Origin of the sequence: Paraburkholderia nodosa (genome assembly GCF_001718195.1) — a bacterium.
Taxonomy (GTDB): Bacteria; Pseudomonadota; Gammaproteobacteria; order Burkholderiales; family Burkholderiaceae; genus Paraburkholderia; species Paraburkholderia nodosa_A.
The window spans coordinates 445,566-467,556 of sequence record NZ_MCNV01000001.1 but is presented as its reverse complement, the minus strand read 5'-3'; the positions used below and the strand labels follow the sequence as shown (position 1 = coordinate 467,556).

Sequence of the window (21,991 nt, the reverse complement as noted above, 5' to 3'; positions counted from 1 at the left end):
CCTCGTGCTGTCGCCCGCTGTTTCCTGATTCGCTTTCCGCTATGCTCAAATTCGCCAATCAGCCTCATGCCCCGTCCTGGTACGCGGCCACCGCCCACGACTCGACCACGCACCCCGCGCTCGAAGGCGTGCTCGATGCCGATGTCTGCGTGGTCGGCGCGGGCCTCACGGGTGTTTCCGCCGCGCTGAATCTCGCCGAACGCGGCCACCGCGTCGCGCTCGTGGAAGCCTCGCGAGTGGGGTGGGCGGCAAGCGGGCGAAACGGCGGGCAGTTGATTGGCGGTTTTGCCTGCGATATCGACACGTTCGCGCAGTTCATGCCCGAAGCGGAGGTCCGGCAGATCTGGGACATGGGCCTGGAGACGCTCGACATCGTGAAGCGGCGCGTCAAGCAGCACAACATCGACTGCGCGCTCACGGAAGGCTATTTCACCGCCGCAAACAAGGCGCGCGACGTGGATGCGCTCAAGCGCTGGCGTGACGAGGCGGCGCAGCGCTTCGGCTACGACCGGTTCCAGTATGTAGACGGCGACGGTGTCGGACGCTACGTCGCGTCGTCGCGCTATCCGGGCGGCCTCTACGATCCCGATAGCGGGCATCTGCATCCGCTCAACTACACACTCGGGCTCGCGCGCGCGGCGATCGAAGCGGGCGTGCGCGTGTACGAAAACAGCCCTGTCACGCGACTGCGCGAAGAAAACGGTGCGCATGTGGTCGAAACCGCGCGTGGCAGCGTGCGCGCGAAGTTCGTCGTGCTCGCATGCAATACGTATCTGGGCGATCTCGCTCCCGCGCTCGCGCGCAAGATCATGCCCGTGGGCACTTATGTGATCGCCACCGAAAAACTCGGCGCCGAACGCATGAATGCGCTGATGCCCGCCCAGGCTGCCGTATGCGACAGCCGCTTCGTACTCGACTACTTCCGTCCCGCCGCGGACACGCGCCTGCTCTGGGGCGGCAAGGTGAGCTATTCCACCTTCGCACCGCCCAATCTGGGCGAAGCCATGCGTCGCGACATGCTGAAGACGTTTCCGCAACTCGCCGACGTAAAGGTGGATTACGCGTGGGGCGGCTACGTGGACATCACGATGAACCGCGCGCCGCACTTCGGCCGCCTCTCGCCCACCGTGTACTTCGCGCAGGGCTTCTCGGGTCACGGCGTGAACGTCACGGGACTCGCTGGCACGCTGATCGCCGAGGCGATCCACGGCCAGGCCGCGCGCTTCGACCTGTTCGGCAAGGTCCGTCACCGCGATTTCCCGGGCGGCGCTACACTGCGAACCCCTGCCCTCGTGCTCGCGATGGCGTGGTATCGGATGAAGGACCTGCTTTGATGACACTCGACCTCGACGCCCAGGCGGACGCCCTCGCCCGCCACTCGTACTACGAAGCCACCGCCACGCGCCCCGCCGACGACGACCCCGTGCTCGAAGGCACGCTCGACGCCGACGTCTGTGTGATCGGCGCGGGCTTCGCCGGACTCTCGGTCGCGCTGGAGTGCCGCGCACGCGGCCTTTCGGTCGTGGTGCTCGACGCCCATCGTCCCGGCTGGGGCGCCTCGGGCCGCAACGGCGGGCAGACGCTCGTGGGCTTTGCGAAAGACGAAGTGCTCGAAAAGCAACTCGGCGCGCAAGGCATACGTGCGGCGTGGGCGCTCTCCATCGAGGGCGTGAACCTCGTGCGCGAGCGCATCGCCCGCTATGGCATCGATTGCGACTTCACGCCGGGCTATCTGACCGTTGCGACGAAAACGAAGCGCGTGCCCGATCTACGCGCATGGATGGACGCCGCACGCACGCGCTGGGGCTACGATCGACTCGAATGGCTCGACACCGACGCCACGCGCGCACGCGTGGCGTCAAAGCGTTATATCGCGGGGGTCTACGATCCCGTTTCGGGGCATCTGCATCCACTCAAGTACTGTCTTGGCCTCGCCGACGCAGCGCGCCGCGAAGGCGCGCAACTCTTCGCGCATACGCGTGCGCTCGAAGTCGTACGCGGCGCGCGGCCCGTGGTCAGAACGACGCACGGCGAAGTACGCTGCAGCTTCGTGGTGTCGTGCTGCAACGCCGCGCCGGGCGGCGTGCTGCCCGGCAGCGTGGCCGCGCGTATCGCGCCCATCGCCTCGTACATCATCGCGACCGAGCCGCTGGGGCGCGAGCTGGCCGACTCGTTGATCGCGCAACGTTCAGCCGTATGTGACAACAACTTCTTTCTCGACTACTTCCGGGTCTCGGCGGACAACCGCATGCTGTTCGGCGGCCGCGCCGATTCGACCGGTGCCGCGCCCGAGCGCCTTACAGCGGCCATGCAAACGCGCATGAGCGATACCTTCCCGCAGCTCGCCGGTGCGCGCGTGGAATACGCATGGGGCGGCTTCGTCGATGTCACGCGCAACCGCGCGCCCGACTTCGGCGTGATCGACCCGAATTATTACTATGTGCAAGGCTTTTCGGGGCACGGCGTGGCGCTCACGGGCATGGCGGGGCGTCTCGTTGCGCAGGCCATCGTCGGCGAGCGCGCCTCGTTCGATCTGTTCGCGCAGCTGCGGCACGCGCGCTTCCCCGGCGGCCCCGCGTGGCGGCGGCCTGCGCTCGAAATCGGCATGCTCTACCACCGTGTGATGGAAATGTTCTGACGCGGCACGCCCTGCACGTTCCGCCGGCCTGTTATACCCTTGCGAAAGTCCGCCGCGCTCGCGCGGCGCACGCACTTCCTCTGCTTGAAACGCCTATTCGCAAGGAGCACCAGCAATGGATTACGTCAGGTTCGGCTCGACAGGGCTGCAGGTTTCGCGTCTTTGTCTCGGTTGCATGACCTACGGCGTGGCCGAACGCGGCGCGCACCCGTGGACGCTCGGCGAGGACGCCAGCCGCCCGCTCATCCGCCAGGCGCTCGACGCCGGCATCAACTTCTTCGACACCGCGAACACCTATTCGGACGGCACCTCGGAGGAGATCGTCGGGCGCGCGCTGCGCGACTTCGTCAAGCGCGACGACATCGTGCTCGCCACGAAGGTGTACAACCGCATGCGGCCCGGCCCGAACGGCCAGGGCCTGTCGCGCAAGGCCATCCTCACGGAAATCGACCATAGCCTCAAGCGCCTCGGCACCGATTACGTCGATCTCTACCAGATCCATCGCTGGGACTACAACACGCCCATCGAAGAAACGCTCGAAGCGCTGCACGATGTCGTGAAGGCCGGCAAGGCGCGCTATATCGGCGCTTCTTCCATGCACGCGTGGCAGTTCAGCAAGGCGCTCTACACCTCGCGCCTGAACGGCTGGACCGAATTCATCAGCATGCAGGACCACGTGAACCTGCTGTATCGCGAGGAAGAGCGTGAAATGCTGCCGCTGTGCGCCGACCAGGGCATTGCCGTCATGCCATGGAGCCCGCTCGCGCGCGGCCGCCTCACGCGCGACTGGAACGAGACGAGCGAGCGCGAGGCCACCGACAAGTTCGGCAAGACGCTCTATGGCGCCGATGCGGACAAGGCTATCATCGATGCGGTCGCCACCATCGCGCGGGCTCACGACGTCCCGCGTGCGCAGGTCGCGCTCGCGTGGCTGCTGCACAAGCCCGCCATCACGTCGCCGATCATCGGCGCGTCGAAGCCACAGCACATCGAAGACGCTGTGGCGGCGCTTTCGCTCAAGCTCTCGGACGAAGAGATCAAGACACTCGAAGCGCCGTATCTGCCGCATGTGATTGCGGGCCACCAATAAGCGATGGAGCCGCTGGCAGACGTTCGCGCACGATGCGCGCGAGCGTCTGCATGAGCGCGTCGGCGACCTGCGGCGGCGTTTCCGCATAGCCGAGCAGGAAGCCGTTGTAGCGCGCGGCGTCCGGGGCATCGACGCAATACGCGCTCAACGGCGATAGATGCAGGCCGTGTGCGCGCGCGGCTTCGCTCACATCGGCGTCGGCGAGCGGCGCGTCGAGGCGTACGCTCAAATGCATGCCGCCCGCGTCCGCCGACACCGTCATCACGCCGGCCAGATGTTTGTCGATGGCGGCGACCAGACCGTCGCGGCGCTCTTCGTAGAGCTTGCGCATGCGCCGCAAATGGCGCGCGTAACGCCCGCTTTCGATGAATTCCGCGAGCGCCAGTTGTTCCGCCACGCGCCCCTGGCGCACGAGTGTGTGGTGCGCCTGCGCGAACTGCGCGGCCACACGCCGCGGCACGATCATGAAGCCGATGCGCAGCGCCGGAAACAGCGTCTTGCTGAAGGTGCCGAGATAGATCACGGGCGCGTCGTCGGCGAGGCCCTGGATCGACGGCAGCGGCGGCCCGTCGTGGCGCAGCTCGCTGTCATAGTCGTCCTCGACGATCCACGCGCCGCACGCGCGCGCCTGCTCGATCAGCGCGAGCCGCCGCTCGAGGCTCAGCACGCAGCCCAGCGGATACTGGTGCGACGGCGTGAGATAGACGAGTCGCGGCGGCCTCTCGCGCCAGTCCTCGGGGCGCGTCGACATGCCCGCCGCATCCACACTCATCGGCACGAGTTGCAGCCCCGCGGCCGTGAACGCCACGCGCGCGCCGAGGTAGCCCGGATTTTCGATCCACGCGCGTTCGCCCTCGTCCGCGAAGAGACGCGCACACAGGTCGAGGCTCGACTGCGTGCCGTCCGTGACGAACACCTGGTCGGGCTGGCAGCGCACGCCGCGCGACACGCGTACGTATTGCGCGATTGCCTGACGCAGTGCGGGCATGCCCGCGCTGTCGCCATAGCCGAGATCGTGCGCGCGCAACTCGCGCAGCGCGCGTTCGACCGCCGTGCGCCATTGCGCGTAAGGAAACGCGTCGAGCGCGGGCACGCCTGGGCGCAGCGCCTTCGAGCCGTCGCGGCCCGCGCGGCGCGGCGGCAGTTCGCGCACGCGGCGCGCAAGCGCAGGCACGGGTTCTTCGCGCTGCGTGGTCTGGGCCGGGGTTGCGACTGCACCGGCGCTGACCGCGTTGACGACCGAACCGTGGCGCGTCGCGCTGACGAAGCCCTCTTCCACGAGCCGCTCATACGCATAGAGCACCGAGTTGCGCGCGATGCCTAGCTGCTCCGCGAGCGCGCGGCTCGACGCGAGGCGCGTGCCGCGGCCAATATCGCCGTCGAGGATCGCGCGGCGCAGGCTCTCGTAAAGCAGGTCCTGCTGCGTGAGCTTGCGCACGGCGCGCTTCGCATAGGCCGTCATCATCAACGCGTAGTCCAAACCCGTGGCTCCATTGTTTTTAGTTTCGGTGGGACTAACAATGGTGCCACAAGTCGCTTACGCTTGGGAGTCCGGGAAAGCCTGTGAACAAGGAGAAGGAGACAACACATGACCGACACGACGCTTGTGGTCCGCGCCGTCGCACCCGACGATTTCGCTGCATGGCTGCCGCTCTGGGACGGCTACAACCGCTTTTACGGCCGCTTCGACGCCACCGCGCTGCCGGAGCACATCACGCGCACGACCTGGTCGCGTTTCTTCGACGGCTACGAGCCCATGCACGCGTTCATCGCCGTGCGCGGCGAACGCGTGCTCGGCCTCGTGCACTTCATCTATCACCGCAACACGATTCTGGAAGGGCCGATCTGCTATTTGCAGGATCTCTTCACCGTGGAAGACGCGCGCGGCCAGGGCGTGGGCCGCGCGCTGATCGAGGCCGTGTATGCGCACGCGAAGGCGTCGAATTCGGCGCGCGTGTACTGGCACACGCACGAGACGAATCACACGGCCATGCGGCTTTACGACGACGTGGCCGTGAAGCCTGGCTTCGTCATGTACCGCAAGGACGTTTGATGGGGCGTCCGAAGCGCCTCAGGCGAGATCCTTGAGCAACGAGGCACGCACCTCGCCGTCGATGGTCTGGGTCGGCACGCGGTAATTCGGATGATCGCAGCCTATCGTGAGCGCGGCGCCTTCGCGCAAGCGCGTTTTCATCTGCGGCGTGAGTTCGAAGCGAACGAAATGCACCGCCGAAGTCTTTTCGGCGTTCTCGCGTTCGAGGTCCTCGTCGGCAATCGCGTAGACGGGCGGCTCGCCATCCACCTGGACGAACACCTTGTCCTCGATGCCGATCAGCCGCGCCAGCGCCGCGCGCCGCTCGACTTCACTCTCGTATTCGAGCTGCATGGTCGCCTTCAGGTTGCCGCCGTCGGGCACGAGCGGCAGATAGGCTGCGAGTTCGCCCTGAATGCCGTCTTCGTCGAAGATCTTTTCGATGTGCAGCATCTCCTGAATCTGGTAGCGGATCGTCGTCTCGTCCTCGAACAGGAACGTGAGGTGATTGCCGAGCGATACCACGCGCTGCTTTTTGTGCTCGATGATGCGTTTGCGCATGTCGCCCCGCACCCTGGCGTAGGCTTCCAGCGTCAACAGCGAATTTCTCGCGATCGTCATGAGTCGTGCCTCGTGAATGTTGCGGGTTGGCGTCGGGGCCTAGATGCCGTAGGCGCGGCGCAGCAAGGTAATGGGGTGAGCGAGCGGCGGCTCGCCTAGCTGGTTCTCTTCGATGCCCTGCGCAATGTGATGCCCCGCAAGCTGGCAATCGGACGAGATGAAATTCGGTTCGGCCTGCCCCATCTGCTTGAACACGGGCGTGCCGATCTTCATCGACATGGCGTGGAATTCCTTCTTCACGCCGAACGTGCCCGCGTGGCCCGAACAGCGCTCGACTACGGTCACTTTTGTTTCGGGCACGAGCGAAAGCAGATCGAACGTCTTGCGGCCGATGTTCTGCACGCGCGCATGACACGGCACGTGATACGACACGTTGCCAAGCGGCGCACGGAAATCGGTCTTGAGCAGGCCGTCGCGATGACGCGCCACGAGATACTCGAACGGGTCCCAGAACGCGTCGCTCACGGCTTTCGTGTTGGCATCGTCGGGAAACATCAGCGGCAGCTCATGCTTGTACATGAGGACGCAACTCGGCACCGCGCCGATCAGCGCATAACCTTCGCGCGCGTAACGCGCGAGCATCGGCATGTTCTGCGCCTGCTTGTGCGCCACGCCCTCCAGATTGCCCTGCTCCAGCAGCGGCATGCCGCAGCACCATTCGCTCTTCACTAGCTCGTAGGGAATCTCGTTGTGGTCGAGCACCGCGAGCAGATCGTGGCCGATGCCGGGCTCGTTGAAGTTCACGTAACACGTCGCGTAAATGGCGACCTTGCCCGGCGTGCGCTCGCCGTCGCGCACGTCGCTCGAGCCCGCGCGTTTAGCAACGTTACGAAACTTGTGTGTAGCGAAATCGGGCAGCCACGCCTTGCGATCGACGCCCAGCATCTCTTCCATCGCGCCGCGCATCGCTTTCGTGTGATTGATCGCGTTGACCGTTTGCGTCACGACGGGAATGCCGGCGATCTGGCCGAGCGCGTCGGTATTCGAGAGCACGCGGTCGCGCAGCTTCACTTCGCCCTTGCGGTAATGCACGGCCTTGGCACGCAGCATCAGATGCGGAAAGTCCACATTCCACGGATGCGGCGGCACGTAGGGGCACTTCGTCATGTAGCAGAGATCGCACAGGTAACACTGGTCGACGACCTTGTCGAACGCCGCCTTGTCGACGTCGTGCGCTTCGCCGCTATCGGTTTCATCGACGAGATCGAACAGCGTGGGAAACGCGCCGCATAGCGACACACAGCGCCGGCAGCCCGCACAGATATCGAACACGCGCGCGAGTTCCGTATCGAGCTGGCCCTGGTCGTAAAAAGCGTCGGAGCGCCAGTCGAGCGGATGGCGGGTCGGCGCTTCGAGACTGCCTTCCTTGTGGGGCATGACGTCTCCTTCTTTTATTTATCAGCCCAATACACGGCTAGGTGGGCGCGCGCGAACGCGCGCCGGTGCTTGCCCGGCACGCGAAACAAAAGCGCGCGCGTCATGGGCGCGTGCCGTCAGGCACGCGGCGATGCCCAATGCGCCTCAGTCCGCCAGCACGTCCAGCGCCTTCGTATAGCGGTTGGCATGGCTGCGCTCCGCCTTGGCCAGTGTCTCGAACCAGTTCGCGATTTCGTCGAAGCCTTCGTCGCGCGCGACCTTGGCCATGCCGGGGTACATATCGGTGTATTCGTGCGTTTCGCCCGCAATGGCCGCCTGCAGATTCAGACGCGAGGTGCCGAACGGCAGCCCGGTGGCCGGGTCGCCTACCGCTTCCAGATATTCGAGGTGGCCGTGCGCGTGGCCGGTTTCGCCTTCAGCGGTCGAGCGAAACAGCGCCGCGACATCGTTTTGTCCTTCTACGTCGGCCTTGGCTGCGAAATACAGATAACGGCGGTTGGCCTGTGATTCGCCGGCAAATGCATCCTTGAGGTTCTGTTCCGTCTTCGAGCCCTTTAGCTGTGCCATCTGTGCCTCCATCGTTCGCCTGAAATGTGGGGACGCGACGCCATTCGCCTCGTGCAATGCAGCATGCGTGGGCGACTTCGCCGCACTATTAATCTAGGTTGTGGCGTTTGCGTTCCCAATTGTGAATTTCAATCCCGGCGATAGCGTAGCGGGGTTTACGCGAGCCGAAATGCGCGGAAAGGGGGCGGGTTCAGGCACGCGCCGTGCGCGCGACGAACTGTCCTGCACTCTTCACTTTGCGCGCGCGCGGAGTCGTCCTAGACTTGGAAATTGCCGACGCGCCCGATCAATTTTGCGGAGATGCCATGCGACTTACAATCTTGATCAACGGTTCCGATCCGACCGTCAATCACGACTATGCAGTGCTCTGGCTCGATACCGACCAGCAACGCTGGTCCCGCGAGTCTCACGAAGGGATCGACCTGCCAGAATGGGGTGAATTGCGCGACGTGAATGGTGTCACGTCGCTGTGCGCACCGCTCGAAAACGAGCCGCTGTGCACGTTACGCGGCCTGCATGTAAACCGCCGCCAGGAAATCAGTTCAGCACACGGCGACGCGACATGGTCGTGCGAAACCTCGCACTCGCCGATGGAGGGCCAATGGCGACTCCAGGCTGTGGACCGCCAGATGGTCCGCGCCGAGCATTCGCTTTTTGCAGGCTGAGTCGTTGTTGATGATCTGACCGATTGAATGCAGGCGGCATCATTTGCCGCCTCGCTCCTCGCGCAGCAACGCAACGCTGCCGCGCTCATTGCAGCTGTTTGTGCGTCACCTCTCGCTTGCGCCCGCCCTTGAGCGGGCGCGCGTTTTTTTGCGCCTGCATTTTTTCTTCCGCCTCCACGCGCGTCATGCGCCCGCTATACTTTCAGCCCGCTTGATCCTACCCCAGTCCAGCCTGTCCTTTCGATGAAGAAGCTGTTTGCCTCGCTTGTTGCCTCCCTGCTGCTCGCCGCCGCGAGTCATGCAATCGCCGCACCGGCCTGTTCGCAATTCGTGCCCGACGGCCAGTTCCCAACGCTCACGAATCAGCGCATGGCGCCGAAAACGCGCATGCTCTGCTATTCGGATTTTGCCGTGCTGCATTCGGGCGTCACGCACGGGCCGTTGTGGTCCGCCGAGCATCTCACGCGCGACCACCTCGAAGCCGCGAAGGACATGACGCGCACGAACCGCTTCTTCGAGGACGACCGCCTGCCCGAAGGCGAAGGCGCGACGCTCGCCGACTACAAGCGCAGCGGCTTCGACCGCGGCCACATGAGCCCCGCAGGCAACCGCTGGAATGCACAGGCGATGGCGGAATCGTTTTCACTCGCCAATATCGTTCCGCAGAATCGCGACAACAACCAGCGCCTTTGGGCCCATATCGAAAGCGCCGTGCGCAAGCTCGCGTCGAAGTATGGCGAAGCCTATGTCGTGACCGGTCCGCTGTTCACAGGCGCACAGCTCCAGACGATCGGCGCGACGCGCGTGCTCGTGCCGACGCAGATCTTCAAGGTCGTGTACGTGCCTTCGCAGCAGCTCGCGTTCGCGATCGTCGCGGACAATACGGCTGTCGATCGTTACGACGTGCGCTCGGTGCGCGATCTCGAAGCGCAGAGCGGCATTTCATTCCCCGGAATTCCGGCGAATGTCGCGGCGAAGGAAAAAGTTTCGTTCAATGGCCGCGGCTTTGCCGTGAGCAAATGGGGCTGGTAGGCGCGCCCCCCATTACGCATAAGGAGGATCACAAAGTGTTCGACGCATACGCAAACGACAACGACGTGCTCAACGTGCAAGGCGACGCGCTCACGCTCACGAACGGCACGACGCGCGTGACACTCGCCGGCACGCTGGAACTCACGCGCGACAAGCGCGGGCTCGCCGCTGCGCTGGCGCTGAAGGCGGCGCTCGACGACGTCGTGAAGACACTGCAGGCCGATCCGCACCTGCCCGCGAAGGTCGCCGACGAGCCGGACCGGAAGCCCGGGGTCGTCGACAATCCGTTCAACTGATCAGGCCCACGCGAAGCGCACGCTTTAGAACGGCTTGCCTTCGCTCTCGCTCCAGGCGCGCGCCATGAGCGTGTTCGAGGGCAGCGTTTCGTCGAGCAGCTTCTTCGCGCTCTGTGCCCCCGCGATCGGCAGGCCGGTGGGATCGATCGCGCCGATCTGCGCGAGCACCGACGCCTGATCCCAGTAGATGTGCTCGTTATAGAGCTTGTTGCCGCGAAAGCAGATCACGGCGAGCATCGGCACCTCGAAGTACTTGCCCGTGGGCGCGAGGCCCGGCAGCAGCCAGTCGATCTCGCGGTCGTGGGTGCAGCAGAAGATGAACTCGTCCACCACGCGGTCCGAGCCGATCGTGCGCGAGATCGGGATCAGGCGCGTGTCCTCCGGGTTCGAATGCACGAAATGGTGCGTGTAGAAGCGCTTGAGCTCGTCGTGGCCCACGCCGCCCGTCATCGTCGGAATGTGGTTGACGTAGGGCTGCGCGACCATGGTCGGCATCACGTCGCTCGGGTTGCGCGCGACGAACTCGTGGTAGCAGTGCTCTTCCCACAGCGCGTTGAAGTCGTAGATCGGGCCGAGCACCCGGCGCAGCATGGCGAGCGTGCGCGAGTAGGCCATCATCGTGGCGGGCTTGTCGTACGTCGAGCGGGAAGACGAAGCGAACGCGTGATCGCAGCCAGGGTACGTATACAGCTCGACGCCAGGCTTGCCCGCCAGCGCCTGCGCGATGCGCTCGCGCGTGGCGGCGTCGCAGTGGGCGTCGTCGGCGCCGAAGTGCAGCATCAGCGGACACGTGATGCGCGAGGCTTCGTCCAGATCGTTTTCGAGGCCCACGGCGTAATAGCCGATCGCGCAATCGACATCGGTGCGCGTCGCGCTCAGGTACGCGAGCTTGCCGCCCAGGCAGAAACCCACCACGCCGACTTTGCCGCGATGTTGCGGGTGCGCGCGCAGCGCGGCGAGCGTTTGCGCCACGTCCTGCATCGCGAGGTCGACGTCGAAGCGCTCGTAGAGCGAGAACGCCTTCTGCGCGTCGGCGCCTTCGTAGCCAAGATCGACGTTCGGCTCCAGACGCCAGAACAGGTCCGGCACCATCACGACGTAGCCTTCCTCGGCATAGCGGTCGGCGAGCGCGCGCATGTAGCCGTTCACGCCGAAGATCTCCTGCAGCAGCACGAGGCCGGGGCCGCTGCCCTCGGGCGGCAGCGCCGTGTAGGCGCGGAATTCGCCGCCGTCGTGCGACTTCACCTGGGTCCATTGTCCGTTCATCGGGGCTGTCTCCTCTCTTCGGTCTGGTTTAGCTGCCGTAGATTAGCGTCGATCGCGCGCCGCTGCAGCGCGTCGCACCATTCACGCCGCGCCGAAGCCGCCCGCCGCCGCGAGCGGCGGCAGCGCCGACTCGCCGCGTATCCATGCGTACTGCGCCAGCTCGGCCATTTCCTTGTCGCCGCGGCTGTCGCCATAAGCGTATAGCGTGGCGGGCGCGTTCGTCCCCCACCACGCGCGCAGCCGCGCGACCTTCTCCGGCCCCCAGCAGTTGTTGCCCGCCAGATGGCCCGTGTATATGCCATCGCGCCATTCGAGTTCGCTCGAAAGCACGGTGCCGATGCCGACCGTCGTGGCCCACATGCGCAGATAGATCGACGGCGACGCGCTCACGAGCACGACCTCATGGCCGAGCGCCTGGTGCTCGGCCACGCGCGCGAGCATCTCGGGGCGCAGCAGCGCGGGGAGACGGCGCTCGACGAAGCGCTGCGCGGCGGCTTCGAGCACCTCGCGCCGCACGGCTCCCATCGCGGCGTACAGGAAGCGCGCCTTGGTCGGCCCGCGCGGCGACCAGCCTAGCGGGACGCCGATGAGCGAGGGCAGGCAGCGCAGCGCGGCGGCGGCGAAGCGGGCGGGGCCGGCGGCGTCGAGCATGAACGCGCGAAAGCTGTCGGACGTGGTGATGGTGCCATCAAAGTCGAATGCGGCGACGACGCGGTCGTTCATGAAACGGTATGGGCCTGGCGTGGAAGGGAAAGGCGACGCGGCTGGGCGCGCCGAACGGGCGTCATTGTCGGCGCAAACGCGATGCAGCTGCAACGCAGCCCAAGCGCGCCCGAGATGTTGACGCAATTCGTCAACATGTATCGATATGGACTCGCATCGATGCCGATGCATTAGCGTCATTGCGCGTTAGACGCCAGACCCGCGGCATCGACGATCTCGATTTCGCCGTAGCGCAATGCGAGCAACCCTTCGCGCTCGAACTGGCGCAGGATCTGGTTCACCGTTTGCCGCGAGAGTGCGAGCATCAGCGCGAGATCCTCCTGCGGCACGTTGATCACACGGCGCGCGCGCTGCCCGCCTTGCGTGCCTGCCGCCTCGCCGTACTCGTTCGAGAGCAGCAGCAACCGGCGCGCCACGCGCGCGGAAGCACCCAGCAGCGCGGTCTCCTCGATCGCGTCGAACGCGAGTCGCAGCTTTTGCGCGAGCAGCAGACCAAACGCATGCCAGTACGCAGGCGTTGCGTCGAGCAGCGCCACCAGCGCCGCGCGCGGCACGTGAAAGAGCGTGGAGTCGCGCTCGGCGTAGGCGTCGTGCGTACGTGCGCCGCCGTCGAAAAGCGCGATCTCGCCGAACCAGTGCGCCGGCCCGACCACGGCGAGCAGCACCTCGCGGCCCGCGACGCTCGCCGCCCCCACGCGCACCACGCCTTCCAGCACGCAGTAGAGACCGTCGTCGGCGTCGCCGCGCATGAAAAGGCGCTCGCCCGCCTGCAGCGTGCGCACGCGCCCCGCCGCGCGCAGCGCGTCGCGCAACGGTGCGGGCGCGCCGCGAAACCATGCGCTGCGCTCGAGCGCGGCGGCGGACGGCGAACTGGCGATGACGGGCGGGACGGAACGTGAGGGCATCGGGACAGGGCAAGCGGGGCGAGGCGAGTCACAAAGCGGCGCAATTGTCGGCTAGCCGAAGGTTTGCGCTCGTCAGCCCGACGATCATAATGATTTTGGAGACAGAGAGACACCCATGAGAAACCTGACCGGGCAGCTCACCCAGTACGCGGCCTATCACCGCGACGTGCGCAACATCGGCACCCATTTCGTCGGCATTCCGCTCATCGTGCTCGCGCTTGCGGTCCTGCTTTCGCGTCCGGTGATCGCACTCGGGATGCCGGTTCCGGTCTCGCCGGCGTGGCTCCTGTTCGGCGCCGCGACGATCTACTACCTCGTACTGGACGTGCCGCTCGGCCTCATGATGGCGGTCGTTTCCGTCGCGTGCGTGGCCTTCGGCGCCTGGCTCGCGCAGCAAGGCACCGCCGCGTGGCTGGGCGGCGGCGTGGGGCTGTTCGTGGTCGGCTGGATCTTCCAGTTCGTCGGTCACATCGCGTGGGAGCATCGCAAGCCGGCCTTCGTCGACGATCTCATCGGCCTCATGATCGGCCCGCTCTTCGTGCTCGCCGAAGCGCTGTTCAGCATCGGCTGGCGTCCTGAGCTGCGCGCGGCGATCGAGGCGAAGGTGGGGCCTACACGCATCAATCCGCCGCGTGCTCAGGCAGCGCGGCAGTAAGTGGCCGCTGCAAGGTCCTCAGCGTTCGAACCGAATGAGCCGCGCCGCGTGCACGGCCGTGAGCGCGACGGCGAGCCAGATCGGCACGTAAGTCCCGAGCTGCCGCATGCCCAGGTGCTCCCCCAGCAGCGTGACGGAGACGATCACGAGCAGCACCGGCTCGACATAGCCGAGGATGCCGAAGAGCGCCATCGGCAGCAGCCGGCTCGCCTTCAGGTACGACGCGAGCGCAACGGTGCTGAGCACGCCGAGCCCCGGCAGCAGCGCGAAAGCGAGGAACTTGTGCGCGTCGAGCAGCGCGAGCGAGCCGCCCGCACGCACTTCGATCACCGCCACCGGCACGAGCAGCAGCATCTCTACGGCGAAGGTGACGAGTGAATCCGCGTGGATCTTGCGGCGCAGCACGAAGTACGGCGGATAGCCGAACGCGACGAGCAGCGTGGGCCACGAGAACGCGTGCGTCGCCCACAGCTCGTGCGCCACGCCCACGGCGGCACACGCCACGGCGAGCCATTGCAGCGGCTCGAGGCGCTCGTGATAGTAAAAACGTCCCACCAGCACCATGATGAGCGGCAGCAGGAAATAGCCGAGCGACACTTCCAGCATGCGCCCGTGCAGCGGCGCCCACAGAAACACCCATAGCTGCGAGCCCAGCAGCGCGGCGCTCGCCACCAGGGCGAGCGCGGTGCGCGGCTCCTTCATCATGCGCGCGACGAGCGCGCGCAATTGCGGCGCGCGCTTGCGCAGCACCAGCAGGGCCAGCGCACCGGGCGCGGTCCAGATCACGCGCCACGCAAAAATGTCGAGGCCGCCGAGCGGCGCGAGCAGGAGCGTATAGGCCGACATCAGCGCGAACAGCGCCGAAGCGCCCACGGAAAGCGCAATGCCGCGCCCGGGTTCGTACTGGTTCATCGGGACACGCGGTGACAGAAAGCGCTAACAGCGGGATCGCGAACGGCGCCGTGCGTAGTTTTCGCACGCGCGGGTAAAAACGTTGTCATTTGAATTGGCTATTGAATAAGGCGGGGGCGGGCGTTGGCGTCGGGGAGACCGCATTCTAGTCGCGTTTGGGCGGCGGCAGGCGGCGCAAACCTGCGCCGGACAAGGCGGGCACACGCCGTGCGCGCTTCGCGCCCTGGTGCAGGCCGAGCAATTTTGTCCGGCAGATCACGCCACGATGGACTAGAACGTAAGTCTCGCCACGCCAGCCCGCCGTCGCCTTAACCGGCTGCAATCCGCGGCTGGAACTCGCGGCTGGAATTCGCTTCGACGAGCGAGATTTCACCGGGGCCGCTGGAGCCGCAGCCCGGCTTATCCCGGAGCGCCACGCCAGCGCCCGCCGCCGTGATTCACGACGCCGTCCCCAACGTCCAACGCCCCCTGGAGCCCGCATGCCATCTTCTGCGCCCCGCCCCGCCGTTGCCGACCTCGCCGGTGCATTCGCCCTTTCCCCCGCCGCCAGCGCATTCGCCGCCGAAGTGCGCGCCGGTTTGATGCGCTCGCCGCAAAAGGAACTGCCGTCGAAATATTTGTATGACGAAGTCGGCTCGGCCCTCTTCGAGGTCATCACCGTGCTGCCCGAATACGGCGTCACGCGCAGCGAGGAGCGCCTGCTCACGCGCTACGCGACCGAGATCGTCGAAGCGCTGCCCTCCGACGTGAAAGTCGCCGAACTCGGCAGCGGCAGCGGCCGCAAGACGCGCCGCATTCTCGAAGCGCTCTGCCGCAAGCGCCCGACGTCGTACTGCCCGATCGAGATTTCGCGCACCGCGCTGCAACTGTGCCGGCGTGAACTGGCCGACATCGAGCGCATTTCGATCGTCGGCTACGAGCGTGACTATCTCGCCGGACTGTCCGAAGTGAGCCGCCAGCGCAAAGAGGGCGAGCAACTGCTCGTGCTCTTTCTCGGCAGCACGATCGGCAACTTCGCGCGCCTCGCGGCCACGCGTTTCCTGCGTGACATCCGCGCGATGCTGCGCCCCGGCGACACGCTGCTGCTCGGCACCGACCTCGTGAAGCCCGTGGATACGCTGATCGCCGCCTACGACGACGCCATCGGCGCCACGGCCGCATTCAACCTGAACCTGCTGTCGCGCATCAACCGCGAACTGGAAGCCGACTTCGACCTGCACGACTTCGAGCACGTCGCGCGCTTCAATCCGGACGTGCGCAGCATCGAGATGCATCTGCGCGCGAAGCGCGACGTGCATGCCGAAGTGCGCTCGGCGCATCTCACCGTCGACATCGGCGCAGGCGAGACGATCTGGACCGAGAGCAGCCACAAGTATCACGCCGACGAAATCCCGGCGATCGCCGCCGACGCGGGCTTCGAATGCACGCGTCAGTGGGTCGAAAAGGATTGGGGATTCGCGGAGAGCCTGCTAGCCGTGAAGTAAGCGGCGTCCGAAACGAAAAAGCGGTGCGCCAATGTGCCTGGCGCACCGCTTTTTTATCGGGCGACGCTCAATGCTGCTCGAAGCGCTCGTAACGTTTTTCGGTCAGGCGTTCCTCGCTTTCCACCGAACTGACGCGCGCGGCCGGCGGCCCGTGGCGCAGCCACGAGAGCATGCGGTCCACCTGGTTCGCCGTGCCCTGGATCACGGCTTCGACCGAGCCGTCCTCCATGTTCGCGACGTAGCCGCGAATGCGCAGCGCGTGCGCCTGGCGCACCGTCGCGTGACGAAAACCCACGCCCTGCACCGTCCCGTGCACGCGCACGTAGTACGTTTCGAGGCGCGTATCCAGATCCGGTTCGCTCATTGTTCCTTTCTCCATGCAGGCTTTACGGTCGGCATTGTAGACGCCAACGCGCGCACGCGCCGGGCCCGCGCCACGTACAATCCGTGCCACGCCGCCGCGCCAATACCGAACATGGAAACGACCCTGCAATGACCGACACCTCCCGAGCCAACCGCGATCTCGTGCTGATCACCGGCGCGTCCGGCTTCGTCGGCTCGGCCGTCGCCCGCATCGCGCAGGAAAAGGGCTATGCGGTGCGCCTGCTGGTGCGCGAGACGAGCCCGCGCAAGAACCTCGAAGCGCTCGACGCCGAAGTCGTCACCGGCGACATGCGCGACGCCGCCTCGATGCGCCGTGCGCTCGACGGCGTGCGCTATCTCTTCCACGTGGCCGCCGACTACCGCCTGTGGGCGCCCGATCCGCACGAGATCGAGCGCGCCAACCTCGAAGGCGCCGAAGCCACCATGCGCGCGGCACTCGACGCGGGCGTGGAGCGCATCGTCTACACGAGCAGCGTGGCCACGCTCAAGGTCACGAGTTCGGGCAACTCAGCCGACGAAACCTCGCCGCTCACGCCCGAGCAGGCCATTGGCGTATACAAGCGCAGCAAGGTGCTGTCCGAGCGCGCCGTGGAACGCATGATCGAGCGCGACGGGCTGCCCGCGGTGATCGTCAATCCGTCGACGCCGATCGGTCCGCGCGACGTGAAGCCCACGCCCACGGGCCGCATCATCGTCGAAGCGGCCACCGGCAAGATCCCCGCGTTCGTCGACACCGGCCTGAACCTTGCGCACGTGGACGACGTGGCGAACGGCCACTTCCTCGCGCTGGAGCGCGGACGCATCGGCGAGCGCTACATCCTCGGCGGCGAGAATTTGCCGCTGCAGCAGATGCTCACCGACATCGCCGGCATGGTCGGCCGCAAGCCGCCCACGATCGCGCTGCCGCGCTGGCCGCTCTATCCGCTTGCGATGGGCGCGGAAGCCGTGGCGCGCTTCACGAAGCGCGAGCCATTCGTAACTGTCGATGCGCTCAAGATGTCGAAGAACAAGATGTATTTCACGTCGGCGAAAGCGGAGCGCGAACTGGGTTATCGCGCGCGGCCGTATCGCGAGGGCTTGAAAGATGCGCTCGCATGGTTCCGCGAGGCCGGCTATCTGAACGCCAGATGAGGCAAGCTGAGGAAACTGTTACAACTTTTCTTGCGACATGCGTACAACGCCTGAAGGGCAATGCGCGCAAGCTGCGGGTAGAATCGCGGGTCTTACCTGAGAAGCTCGCATGAATCTTCAAGACCAGATTGGCGTGCTCGAAGCGGGCGTCGATCAGCTCCTTCAGGCCGCCGCCGCCGCGCACGCACCGCGCGCCGATGAACGCGCCGCCGCAGTTCCCCAGCAGGACACTCCCGTTGCAAGCAGCGAAGCGGAGCAAGCCGTCGCTGAGCAGCCGCACGCCGTTGCCGTCGATACGGCCGCGGAGGCTGCCGGTGCGGTCGCCACCGCAGAACCCGTTGAAGCCGCCAATGCAACCGTGACCGACACTGCCGAAGCCATCGAACCCGCTGCCGAAACGGCCCGCGCCGCGCCTGCGCAGCCCGAACTGCACGTGGCGCGCCCGTCGCAAAACGAGATCACACTGACGATCGGCGGCCAGACGGTGACGCTCAACGCGCTGCAAGTCGGCCAGATGATCGAGGAGCTGTCGAACGCACGCGCCTCGATGCAGCCCGAACCGCCGCCCGGCATTCCGCAAGGCTGGCGTTTCGCGTCGACGAAGAATCCGATGATGGCCGTGCAGAAACAGTCCAACGGCGACCGCCTGCTGGTGCTGCGCCACACGGGCCACGGCTGGGTGCCGTTCACGTTCTCGCCCGACATCGTCGTGCAGATGTACATGATGCTCACGCAGCGCTAACGCGCGCGGGGATCGAAAAAAAGCCGTCGAAACCGACGGCTTTTTTCATTGGCAGCTTCTCGCACGAAGCGCTTTATCGCCCCTGCGCCGGCGCCTGCACGCGCGCCTTCCACTGACCGCCCTTGCCGCGCCAGAAGCGCCACGCCGAAGCGAACGTCGCGCCCACGTAGAACAGCGCGACGAGCGGCAGGAACGGCGCCCACAGCGGCGAACGCCGGTAGTAGGCAAGCATGGGCGAGTAGGCGCAGCACATCAGCGCCCAGGCGATCCACGCGGGCCAGCCGTGCGGCCCGAGCACGAGCGCGACCACGGGCGGCGCGAGATAGATGATCGTCATGCCGAGCAGCGTGCCCGCGAGCTGCCACGCCGAATAGTGCAACTGTGTGAACGCCGTGCGCGCGATCATGTTCCAGATGTCCTTCCACGAATCGTACGGGCGCAGCGACACGCTCTTCGCGGCAACGTCGAGCCGGATCGGGTGATGCCCTTCGCCGCGATGCTTGATGCGCGCGGCGAGGCTGCAGTCGTCGATCAGCTCGGCGCGGATCGATTCGATGCCGCCCGCCTCTTCGAGCGCCTGGCGGCGCACCAGCATGCAGCCGCCGGCCGCGGCCGCCGTGCGGTTCTTCGGGTTGTTGACCCACGAGAACGGATAGAGCTTCGCGAAGAAGAACACGAACGCCGGGATCAGCGCCTTTTCCCAGAAGGAGTCACAGCGCAGCCGCACCATCAGCGAGACGAGGTCGCGGCCTTCGGCCTGCGCGCGCACGACGAGCTGCGCGAGCGCCTCGGGCGGATGGCCGATGTCGGCGTCGGTTAGGAGCAGGTAGTCGGCGGGCAGCTTGAGCGTGCGCACCGCCTCGATGCCCTGCGACTGCGCCCACACCTTGCCCGACCAGCCCGCCGGCAGCGGCTTGGCCGTTATCACGCTGAGCTTTTCCGGGCACTGCAGCGCGAGCGCGGCGGCGCGCGCGGCTTCCGCGGTGCCGTCGGTGCTGTGGTCGTCGATCACGATCACGTGAAACTCGCCGCCGTAGTCCTGCTGGAGCAGCGAGGTCACGGCCTCGCCGATCGCGTCGGCCTCGTTGCGCGCCGGCACGACGGCACACGCGGCAGGCCAGCCGGCCGCGGGCTCGACGATCGGCAGCGGCGCGGCCGGGCGCGCGCGCCAGAATCCGCCGCGCCCGAACAGCAGCACGAGCCAGATGAGCAGCGAGAGACAGGAGACGGCAAAGAGAATGGTCGTAGTCATACGTTGTTACTCTCGATCGAAGGGGCGCGCACGCCCACGCGGCGCGACAGCCACATAGCCGCCGTGCGCAGGAGCACCACGGCCCAGTCGGGCGCGCGCAGCGCAGGCCGCGCGCGGAACACATCGTAGCCGCCGCGCTCGATGATTTCGAGCACGCGCAGTCCGCCATGCACGACACTGCACAGCTCGAGGCCGAAGCGCCCCGGCACGCGCAGCGCGAGCGGCGCGCCGCTCACCATCAGCGCCCGCGCGCGCGCCACCTCGTGCGCCATCAGCGCGCGCCAGGCGTCGTCCACCTTGCCCGCGGCGATCTGCGCTTCGGTGACGCCAAAGCGTTCGCGCTCGGCGAGCGGCAGGTAAATGCGGCCGCGCGCCCAATCGGCGCTCACGTCCTGCAAGAAGGTGATGAGCTGCAAGGCGGTGCAGATCGCGTCGGAATCGGCCAGATTCTCGGGCGTCGCCGCGTGAATCAGATGCAGCATCAGATGGCCGACCGGGTTCGCCGAGCGCCGGCAATAATCCAGCAGCTCGAAGCGATCGGCATAGCGCGTCGTGTCGATATCCTGATCGAACGCCGCGACGAGGTCGTAAAACGGCGCGAGCGGCAGGCGGCACTCGCGCACCACGTCCGCGAGCTTCGCGAACAGCATGGGGTGCACGCGCGCCGGGCGGCCTTCGGCCACCGCGTTCAGGCCTTCGCGAAAATCGGCGAGACGCGTGTGGCGTTGCTCGGGGCTCCAGTCGCCTTCGTCCGCGATGTCGTCGAGCGTGCGCGCGACGTGGTAGATCACGCCGACAGGCGCCCGCAGCGCCTTCGGCAGCAATACGCGCGCTACCGGAAAATCGTCGTAGTGGTCGGGTTCCATCAAGGCGTCCAGAATGGGGTCGTATCCCGACGCGCCATCCAGGCGACCCGCGGGACGCGATATTTTAAGCGTTCCCGGGGTATGTTGCACCGCGCAACGAGGCAGCGGCCGTTCCACAGCCCCTCCTGCATCGCGTGCACGAAGCGCCTTGCACAGGCCGTGGGAGCGCCACGCGGCGGGCTTTTTGAGAAAAATGGGTGGCTGACCGGGGTCCGGCGTCGCGTGCACGCCGCACTGCGCGCGCTGCACACAGCAAACGAAAGGCGAAGGGGTTAAAATGCGCGTCTGGTTTTGACTCCGTCACTCCTTTGGCGGATTTTTGCATCTTTAATAATAGACAGCCGCCGGCGATCAGGTCATTTTTACCGACTTGCTCGTCTTATGCGGCAGTCGGAGTTCGCCACCCTATGCGAGTGATCCTTGCCCAACCCCGCGGCTTTTGCGCGGGGGTTGTCCGCGCTATCGAAATCGTCGATCGCGCACTGCAGAAGCACGGCGCGCCGGTCTATGTGCGCCATGAAATCGTCCACAACCGTCACGTGGTCGAAAACCTGCGCAACAAGGGCGCGCGTTTCGTGGAAGAGCTCGACGAAGTGCCGGAAGGCGCCGTGGCGATTTTCAGCGCCCACGGTGTGGCCAAGACCGTGGAACGCGCCGCCGAGGAACGCGACCTCGACGTGCTCGACGCCACCTGCCCGCTCGTCACCAAGGTTCATGTACAGGGCCGCCAGTACGTCGCGGCGGGCCGCACGCTGATCCTGATCGGCCATGCCGGTCACCCGGAAGTGGAAGGCACGATCGGCCAGATTCCCGGCACCGTGCTGCTCGTGCAGAGCGAAGCCGATGTTTCGAAGCTCGATCTGCCGCTCGATGCACCGCTCGCGTACGTGACGCAAACCACCCTTTCGGTGGACGACACGCGCGGCATCATCGACGCGCTGCTCGCGCGGTTCTCCGACATCGTCGGTCCGGACACGCGCGACATCTGCTACGCAACGCAGAACCGCCAGGCAGCGGTGCGCGAACTGTCGGATCAGGTGGACGTTCTGCTCGTCGTTGGTGCGACGAACAGCTCGAACTCGAATCGTCTGCGCGAGATCGGCAGCGAAACGGGGGTGCCGAGCTACCTCGTCGCCGACGGTTCGGAAGTGAAGGCCGAGTGGTTCGCCAATGTGCAAACGGTCGGCATCACGGCCGGCGCATCGGCGCCTGAAGAAATGGTTGAGAACGTCATTGACGCGCTGCGCGCGTTGGGGCCTGTCGAGGTGTCGACGATGGCGGGCCGTGAAGAAAAAGTCGAATTCAAGTTGCCGTCGAAGCTCTTGCAACCGCTCGTCGCGCGCGAAGTTTAAG

Annotated in this window: 23 protein-coding genes; 12 read left to right on the top strand and 11 right to left on the bottom strand. The window is 66.0% G+C overall.

Annotated elements, in window-relative coordinates; all coding sequences use genetic code 11:
- Nucleotides 1–41: 41 nt before the first annotated feature.
- The 3 genes from BFD71_RS02005 to BFD71_RS01995 all read left to right on the top strand — a co-directional run bounded on the left by BFD71_RS02005 (nt 42) and on the right by BFD71_RS01995 (nt 3,728).
- Entirely contained in the window at nt 42–1,334 is a 1,293-nt protein-coding gene (locus tag BFD71_RS02005) for an NAD(P)/FAD-dependent oxidoreductase (RefSeq protein ID WP_069261871.1), read from the top strand.
- Complete coding sequence (locus tag BFD71_RS02000; RefSeq protein ID WP_069261585.1) at nt 1,334–2,638, top strand: NAD(P)/FAD-dependent oxidoreductase; 1,305 nt, start codon at nt 1,334–1,336, stop codon at nt 2,636–2,638. The genes BFD71_RS02005 and BFD71_RS02000 overlap by 1 nt, the downstream gene beginning before the upstream one ends.
- A gap of 115 nt (nt 2,639–2,753) precedes the next feature.
- Nucleotides 2,754–3,728, top strand: coding sequence for an aldo/keto reductase (locus tag BFD71_RS01995; RefSeq protein WP_069261584.1), 975 nt, complete (start codon nt 2,754–2,756; stop codon nt 3,726–3,728).
- On the opposite strand, the gene pdxR is transcribed toward BFD71_RS01995, so the two are convergent.
- A complete protein-coding gene (pdxR, locus tag BFD71_RS01990; RefSeq protein ID WP_083244996.1) occupies nt 3,676–5,208 on the bottom strand; it encodes a MocR-like pyridoxine biosynthesis transcription factor PdxR in 1,533 nt (510 codons plus the stop codon). The two genes, BFD71_RS01995 and pdxR, sit on opposite strands and share 53 nt — an antisense overlap.
- A gap of 108 nt (nt 5,209–5,316) precedes the next feature.
- Between pdxR and BFD71_RS01985 the strand changes: the two genes are divergently transcribed.
- Entirely contained in the window at nt 5,317–5,781 is a 465-nt protein-coding gene (locus tag BFD71_RS01985) for a GNAT family N-acetyltransferase (RefSeq protein ID WP_069261583.1), read from the top strand.
- Nucleotides 5,782–5,799: 18 nt separating this feature from the next.
- Here BFD71_RS01985 and BFD71_RS01980 read toward each other — a convergent pair whose 3' ends face one another.
- The 3 genes from BFD71_RS01980 to BFD71_RS01970 all read right to left on the bottom strand — a co-directional run bounded on the left by BFD71_RS01980 (nt 5,800) and on the right by BFD71_RS01970 (nt 8,325).
- Entirely contained in the window at nt 5,800–6,381 is a 582-nt protein-coding gene (locus BFD71_RS01980; RefSeq protein WP_069261582.1) for a DUF3501 family protein, read from the bottom strand.
- A 39-nt stretch (nt 6,382–6,420) separates the two neighbouring features.
- Nucleotides 6,421–7,758: a heterodisulfide reductase-related iron-sulfur binding cluster gene (locus BFD71_RS01975; protein ID WP_069261581.1), complete on the bottom strand. Its 1,338-nt coding sequence runs from the start codon at nt 7,756–7,758 to the stop codon at nt 6,421–6,423.
- Nucleotides 7,759–7,902: 144 nt separating this feature from the next.
- Nucleotides 7,903–8,325 (bottom strand): rubrerythrin family protein, encoded by a 423-nt coding sequence (locus tag BFD71_RS01970; protein WP_069261580.1) that lies wholly within the window; start codon nt 8,323–8,325, stop codon nt 7,903–7,905.
- Nucleotides 8,326–8,630: 305 nt separating this feature from the next.
- Between BFD71_RS01970 and BFD71_RS01965 the strand changes: the two genes are divergently transcribed.
- The 3 genes from BFD71_RS01965 to BFD71_RS01955 all read left to right on the top strand — a co-directional run bounded on the left by BFD71_RS01965 (nt 8,631) and on the right by BFD71_RS01955 (nt 10,318).
- On the top strand, nt 8,631–8,990 hold the full coding sequence (locus BFD71_RS01965; RefSeq protein WP_042268533.1) for a DUF3564 domain-containing protein: 360 nt from the start codon (nt 8,631–8,633) through the stop codon (nt 8,988–8,990).
- Nucleotides 8,991–9,233: 243 nt separating this feature from the next.
- Nucleotides 9,234–10,022 (top strand): DNA/RNA non-specific endonuclease, encoded by a 789-nt coding sequence (locus tag BFD71_RS01960; RefSeq protein ID WP_069261579.1) that lies wholly within the window; start codon nt 9,234–9,236, stop codon nt 10,020–10,022.
- A gap of 35 nt (nt 10,023–10,057) precedes the next feature.
- Nucleotides 10,058–10,318 carry a hypothetical protein gene (locus BFD71_RS01955; RefSeq protein WP_069261578.1) on the top strand — a complete coding sequence of 87 codons (261 nt, stop codon included), beginning with the start codon at nt 10,058–10,060 and terminating at the stop codon, nt 10,316–10,318.
- 24 nt (nt 10,319–10,342) lie between these two features.
- On the opposite strand, the gene BFD71_RS01950 is transcribed toward BFD71_RS01955, so the two are convergent.
- The 3 genes from BFD71_RS01950 to BFD71_RS01940 all read right to left on the bottom strand — a co-directional run bounded on the left by BFD71_RS01950 (nt 10,343) and on the right by BFD71_RS01940 (nt 13,212).
- A complete protein-coding gene (locus tag BFD71_RS01950) occupies nt 10,343–11,584 on the bottom strand; it encodes a dienelactone hydrolase family protein (RefSeq protein WP_069261577.1) in 1,242 nt (413 codons plus the stop codon).
- 81 nt (nt 11,585–11,665) lie between these two features.
- A complete protein-coding gene (locus BFD71_RS01945) occupies nt 11,666–12,307 on the bottom strand; it encodes an HAD family hydrolase (protein WP_069261576.1) in 642 nt (213 codons plus the stop codon).
- Nucleotides 12,308–12,483: 176 nt separating this feature from the next.
- The gene (locus BFD71_RS01940; protein WP_069261575.1) at nt 12,484–13,212 is read right to left on the bottom strand and encodes a Crp/Fnr family transcriptional regulator; all 729 of its coding nucleotides are present in this window, start codon (nt 13,210–13,212) and stop codon (nt 12,484–12,486) included.
- Between the two features lie 115 nt (nt 13,213–13,327).
- On the opposite strand from BFD71_RS01940, the gene BFD71_RS01935 reads away from it, so the two are divergent.
- A complete protein-coding gene (locus BFD71_RS01935; protein WP_069261574.1) occupies nt 13,328–13,867 on the top strand; it encodes an Mpo1 family 2-hydroxy fatty acid dioxygenase in 540 nt (179 codons plus the stop codon).
- A gap of 18 nt (nt 13,868–13,885) precedes the next feature.
- On the opposite strand, the gene rarD is transcribed toward BFD71_RS01935, so the two are convergent.
- Nucleotides 13,886–14,779, bottom strand: coding sequence for an EamA family transporter RarD (gene rarD, locus BFD71_RS01930; protein ID WP_069261573.1), 894 nt, complete (start codon nt 14,777–14,779; stop codon nt 13,886–13,888).
- A 479-nt stretch (nt 14,780–15,258) separates the two neighbouring features.
- Between rarD and egtD the strand changes: the two genes are divergently transcribed.
- A complete protein-coding gene (gene egtD, locus BFD71_RS01925; RefSeq protein ID WP_069261572.1) occupies nt 15,259–16,263 on the top strand; it encodes an L-histidine N(alpha)-methyltransferase in 1,005 nt (334 codons plus the stop codon).
- Between the two features lie 67 nt (nt 16,264–16,330).
- Here the strand turns inward: egtD and BFD71_RS01920 are convergent, their stop codons facing one another.
- Nucleotides 16,331–16,627: an acylphosphatase gene (locus BFD71_RS01920; RefSeq protein WP_069261571.1), complete on the bottom strand. Its 297-nt coding sequence runs from the start codon at nt 16,625–16,627 to the stop codon at nt 16,331–16,333.
- 128 nt (nt 16,628–16,755) lie between these two features.
- Between BFD71_RS01920 and hpnA the strand changes: the two genes are divergently transcribed.
- Both hpnA and BFD71_RS01910 read left to right on the top strand, forming a co-directional pair.
- Nucleotides 16,756–17,778: a hopanoid-associated sugar epimerase gene (gene hpnA / locus BFD71_RS01915; RefSeq protein ID WP_069261570.1), complete on the top strand. Its 1,023-nt coding sequence runs from the start codon at nt 16,756–16,758 to the stop codon at nt 17,776–17,778.
- Between the two features lie 109 nt (nt 17,779–17,887).
- Entirely contained in the window at nt 17,888–18,520 is a 633-nt protein-coding gene (locus tag BFD71_RS01910) for a hypothetical protein (RefSeq protein WP_069261569.1), read from the top strand.
- A 73-nt stretch (nt 18,521–18,593) separates the two neighbouring features.
- Here the strand turns inward: BFD71_RS01910 and BFD71_RS01905 are convergent, their stop codons facing one another.
- Nucleotides 18,594–19,772, bottom strand: coding sequence for a glycosyltransferase (locus BFD71_RS01905; protein WP_069261568.1), 1,179 nt, complete (start codon nt 19,770–19,772; stop codon nt 18,594–18,596).
- Nucleotides 19,769–20,638 carry a squalene synthase HpnC gene (gene hpnC, locus BFD71_RS01900; RefSeq protein WP_069261567.1) on the bottom strand — a complete coding sequence of 290 codons (870 nt, stop codon included), beginning with the start codon at nt 20,636–20,638 and terminating at the stop codon, nt 19,769–19,771. Before hpnC ends, BFD71_RS01905 begins: the two co-directional genes overlap by 4 nt.
- A gap of 407 nt (nt 20,639–21,045) precedes the next feature.
- Here hpnC and ispH point away from each other — a divergent pair, with 407 nt between their 5' ends.
- Nucleotides 21,046–21,990 carry a 4-hydroxy-3-methylbut-2-enyl diphosphate reductase gene (gene ispH / locus BFD71_RS01895; RefSeq protein WP_028202780.1) on the top strand — a complete coding sequence of 315 codons (945 nt, stop codon included), beginning with the start codon at nt 21,046–21,048 and terminating at the stop codon, nt 21,988–21,990.
- The last annotated feature ends 1 nt before the right edge of the window (nt 21,991 follow it).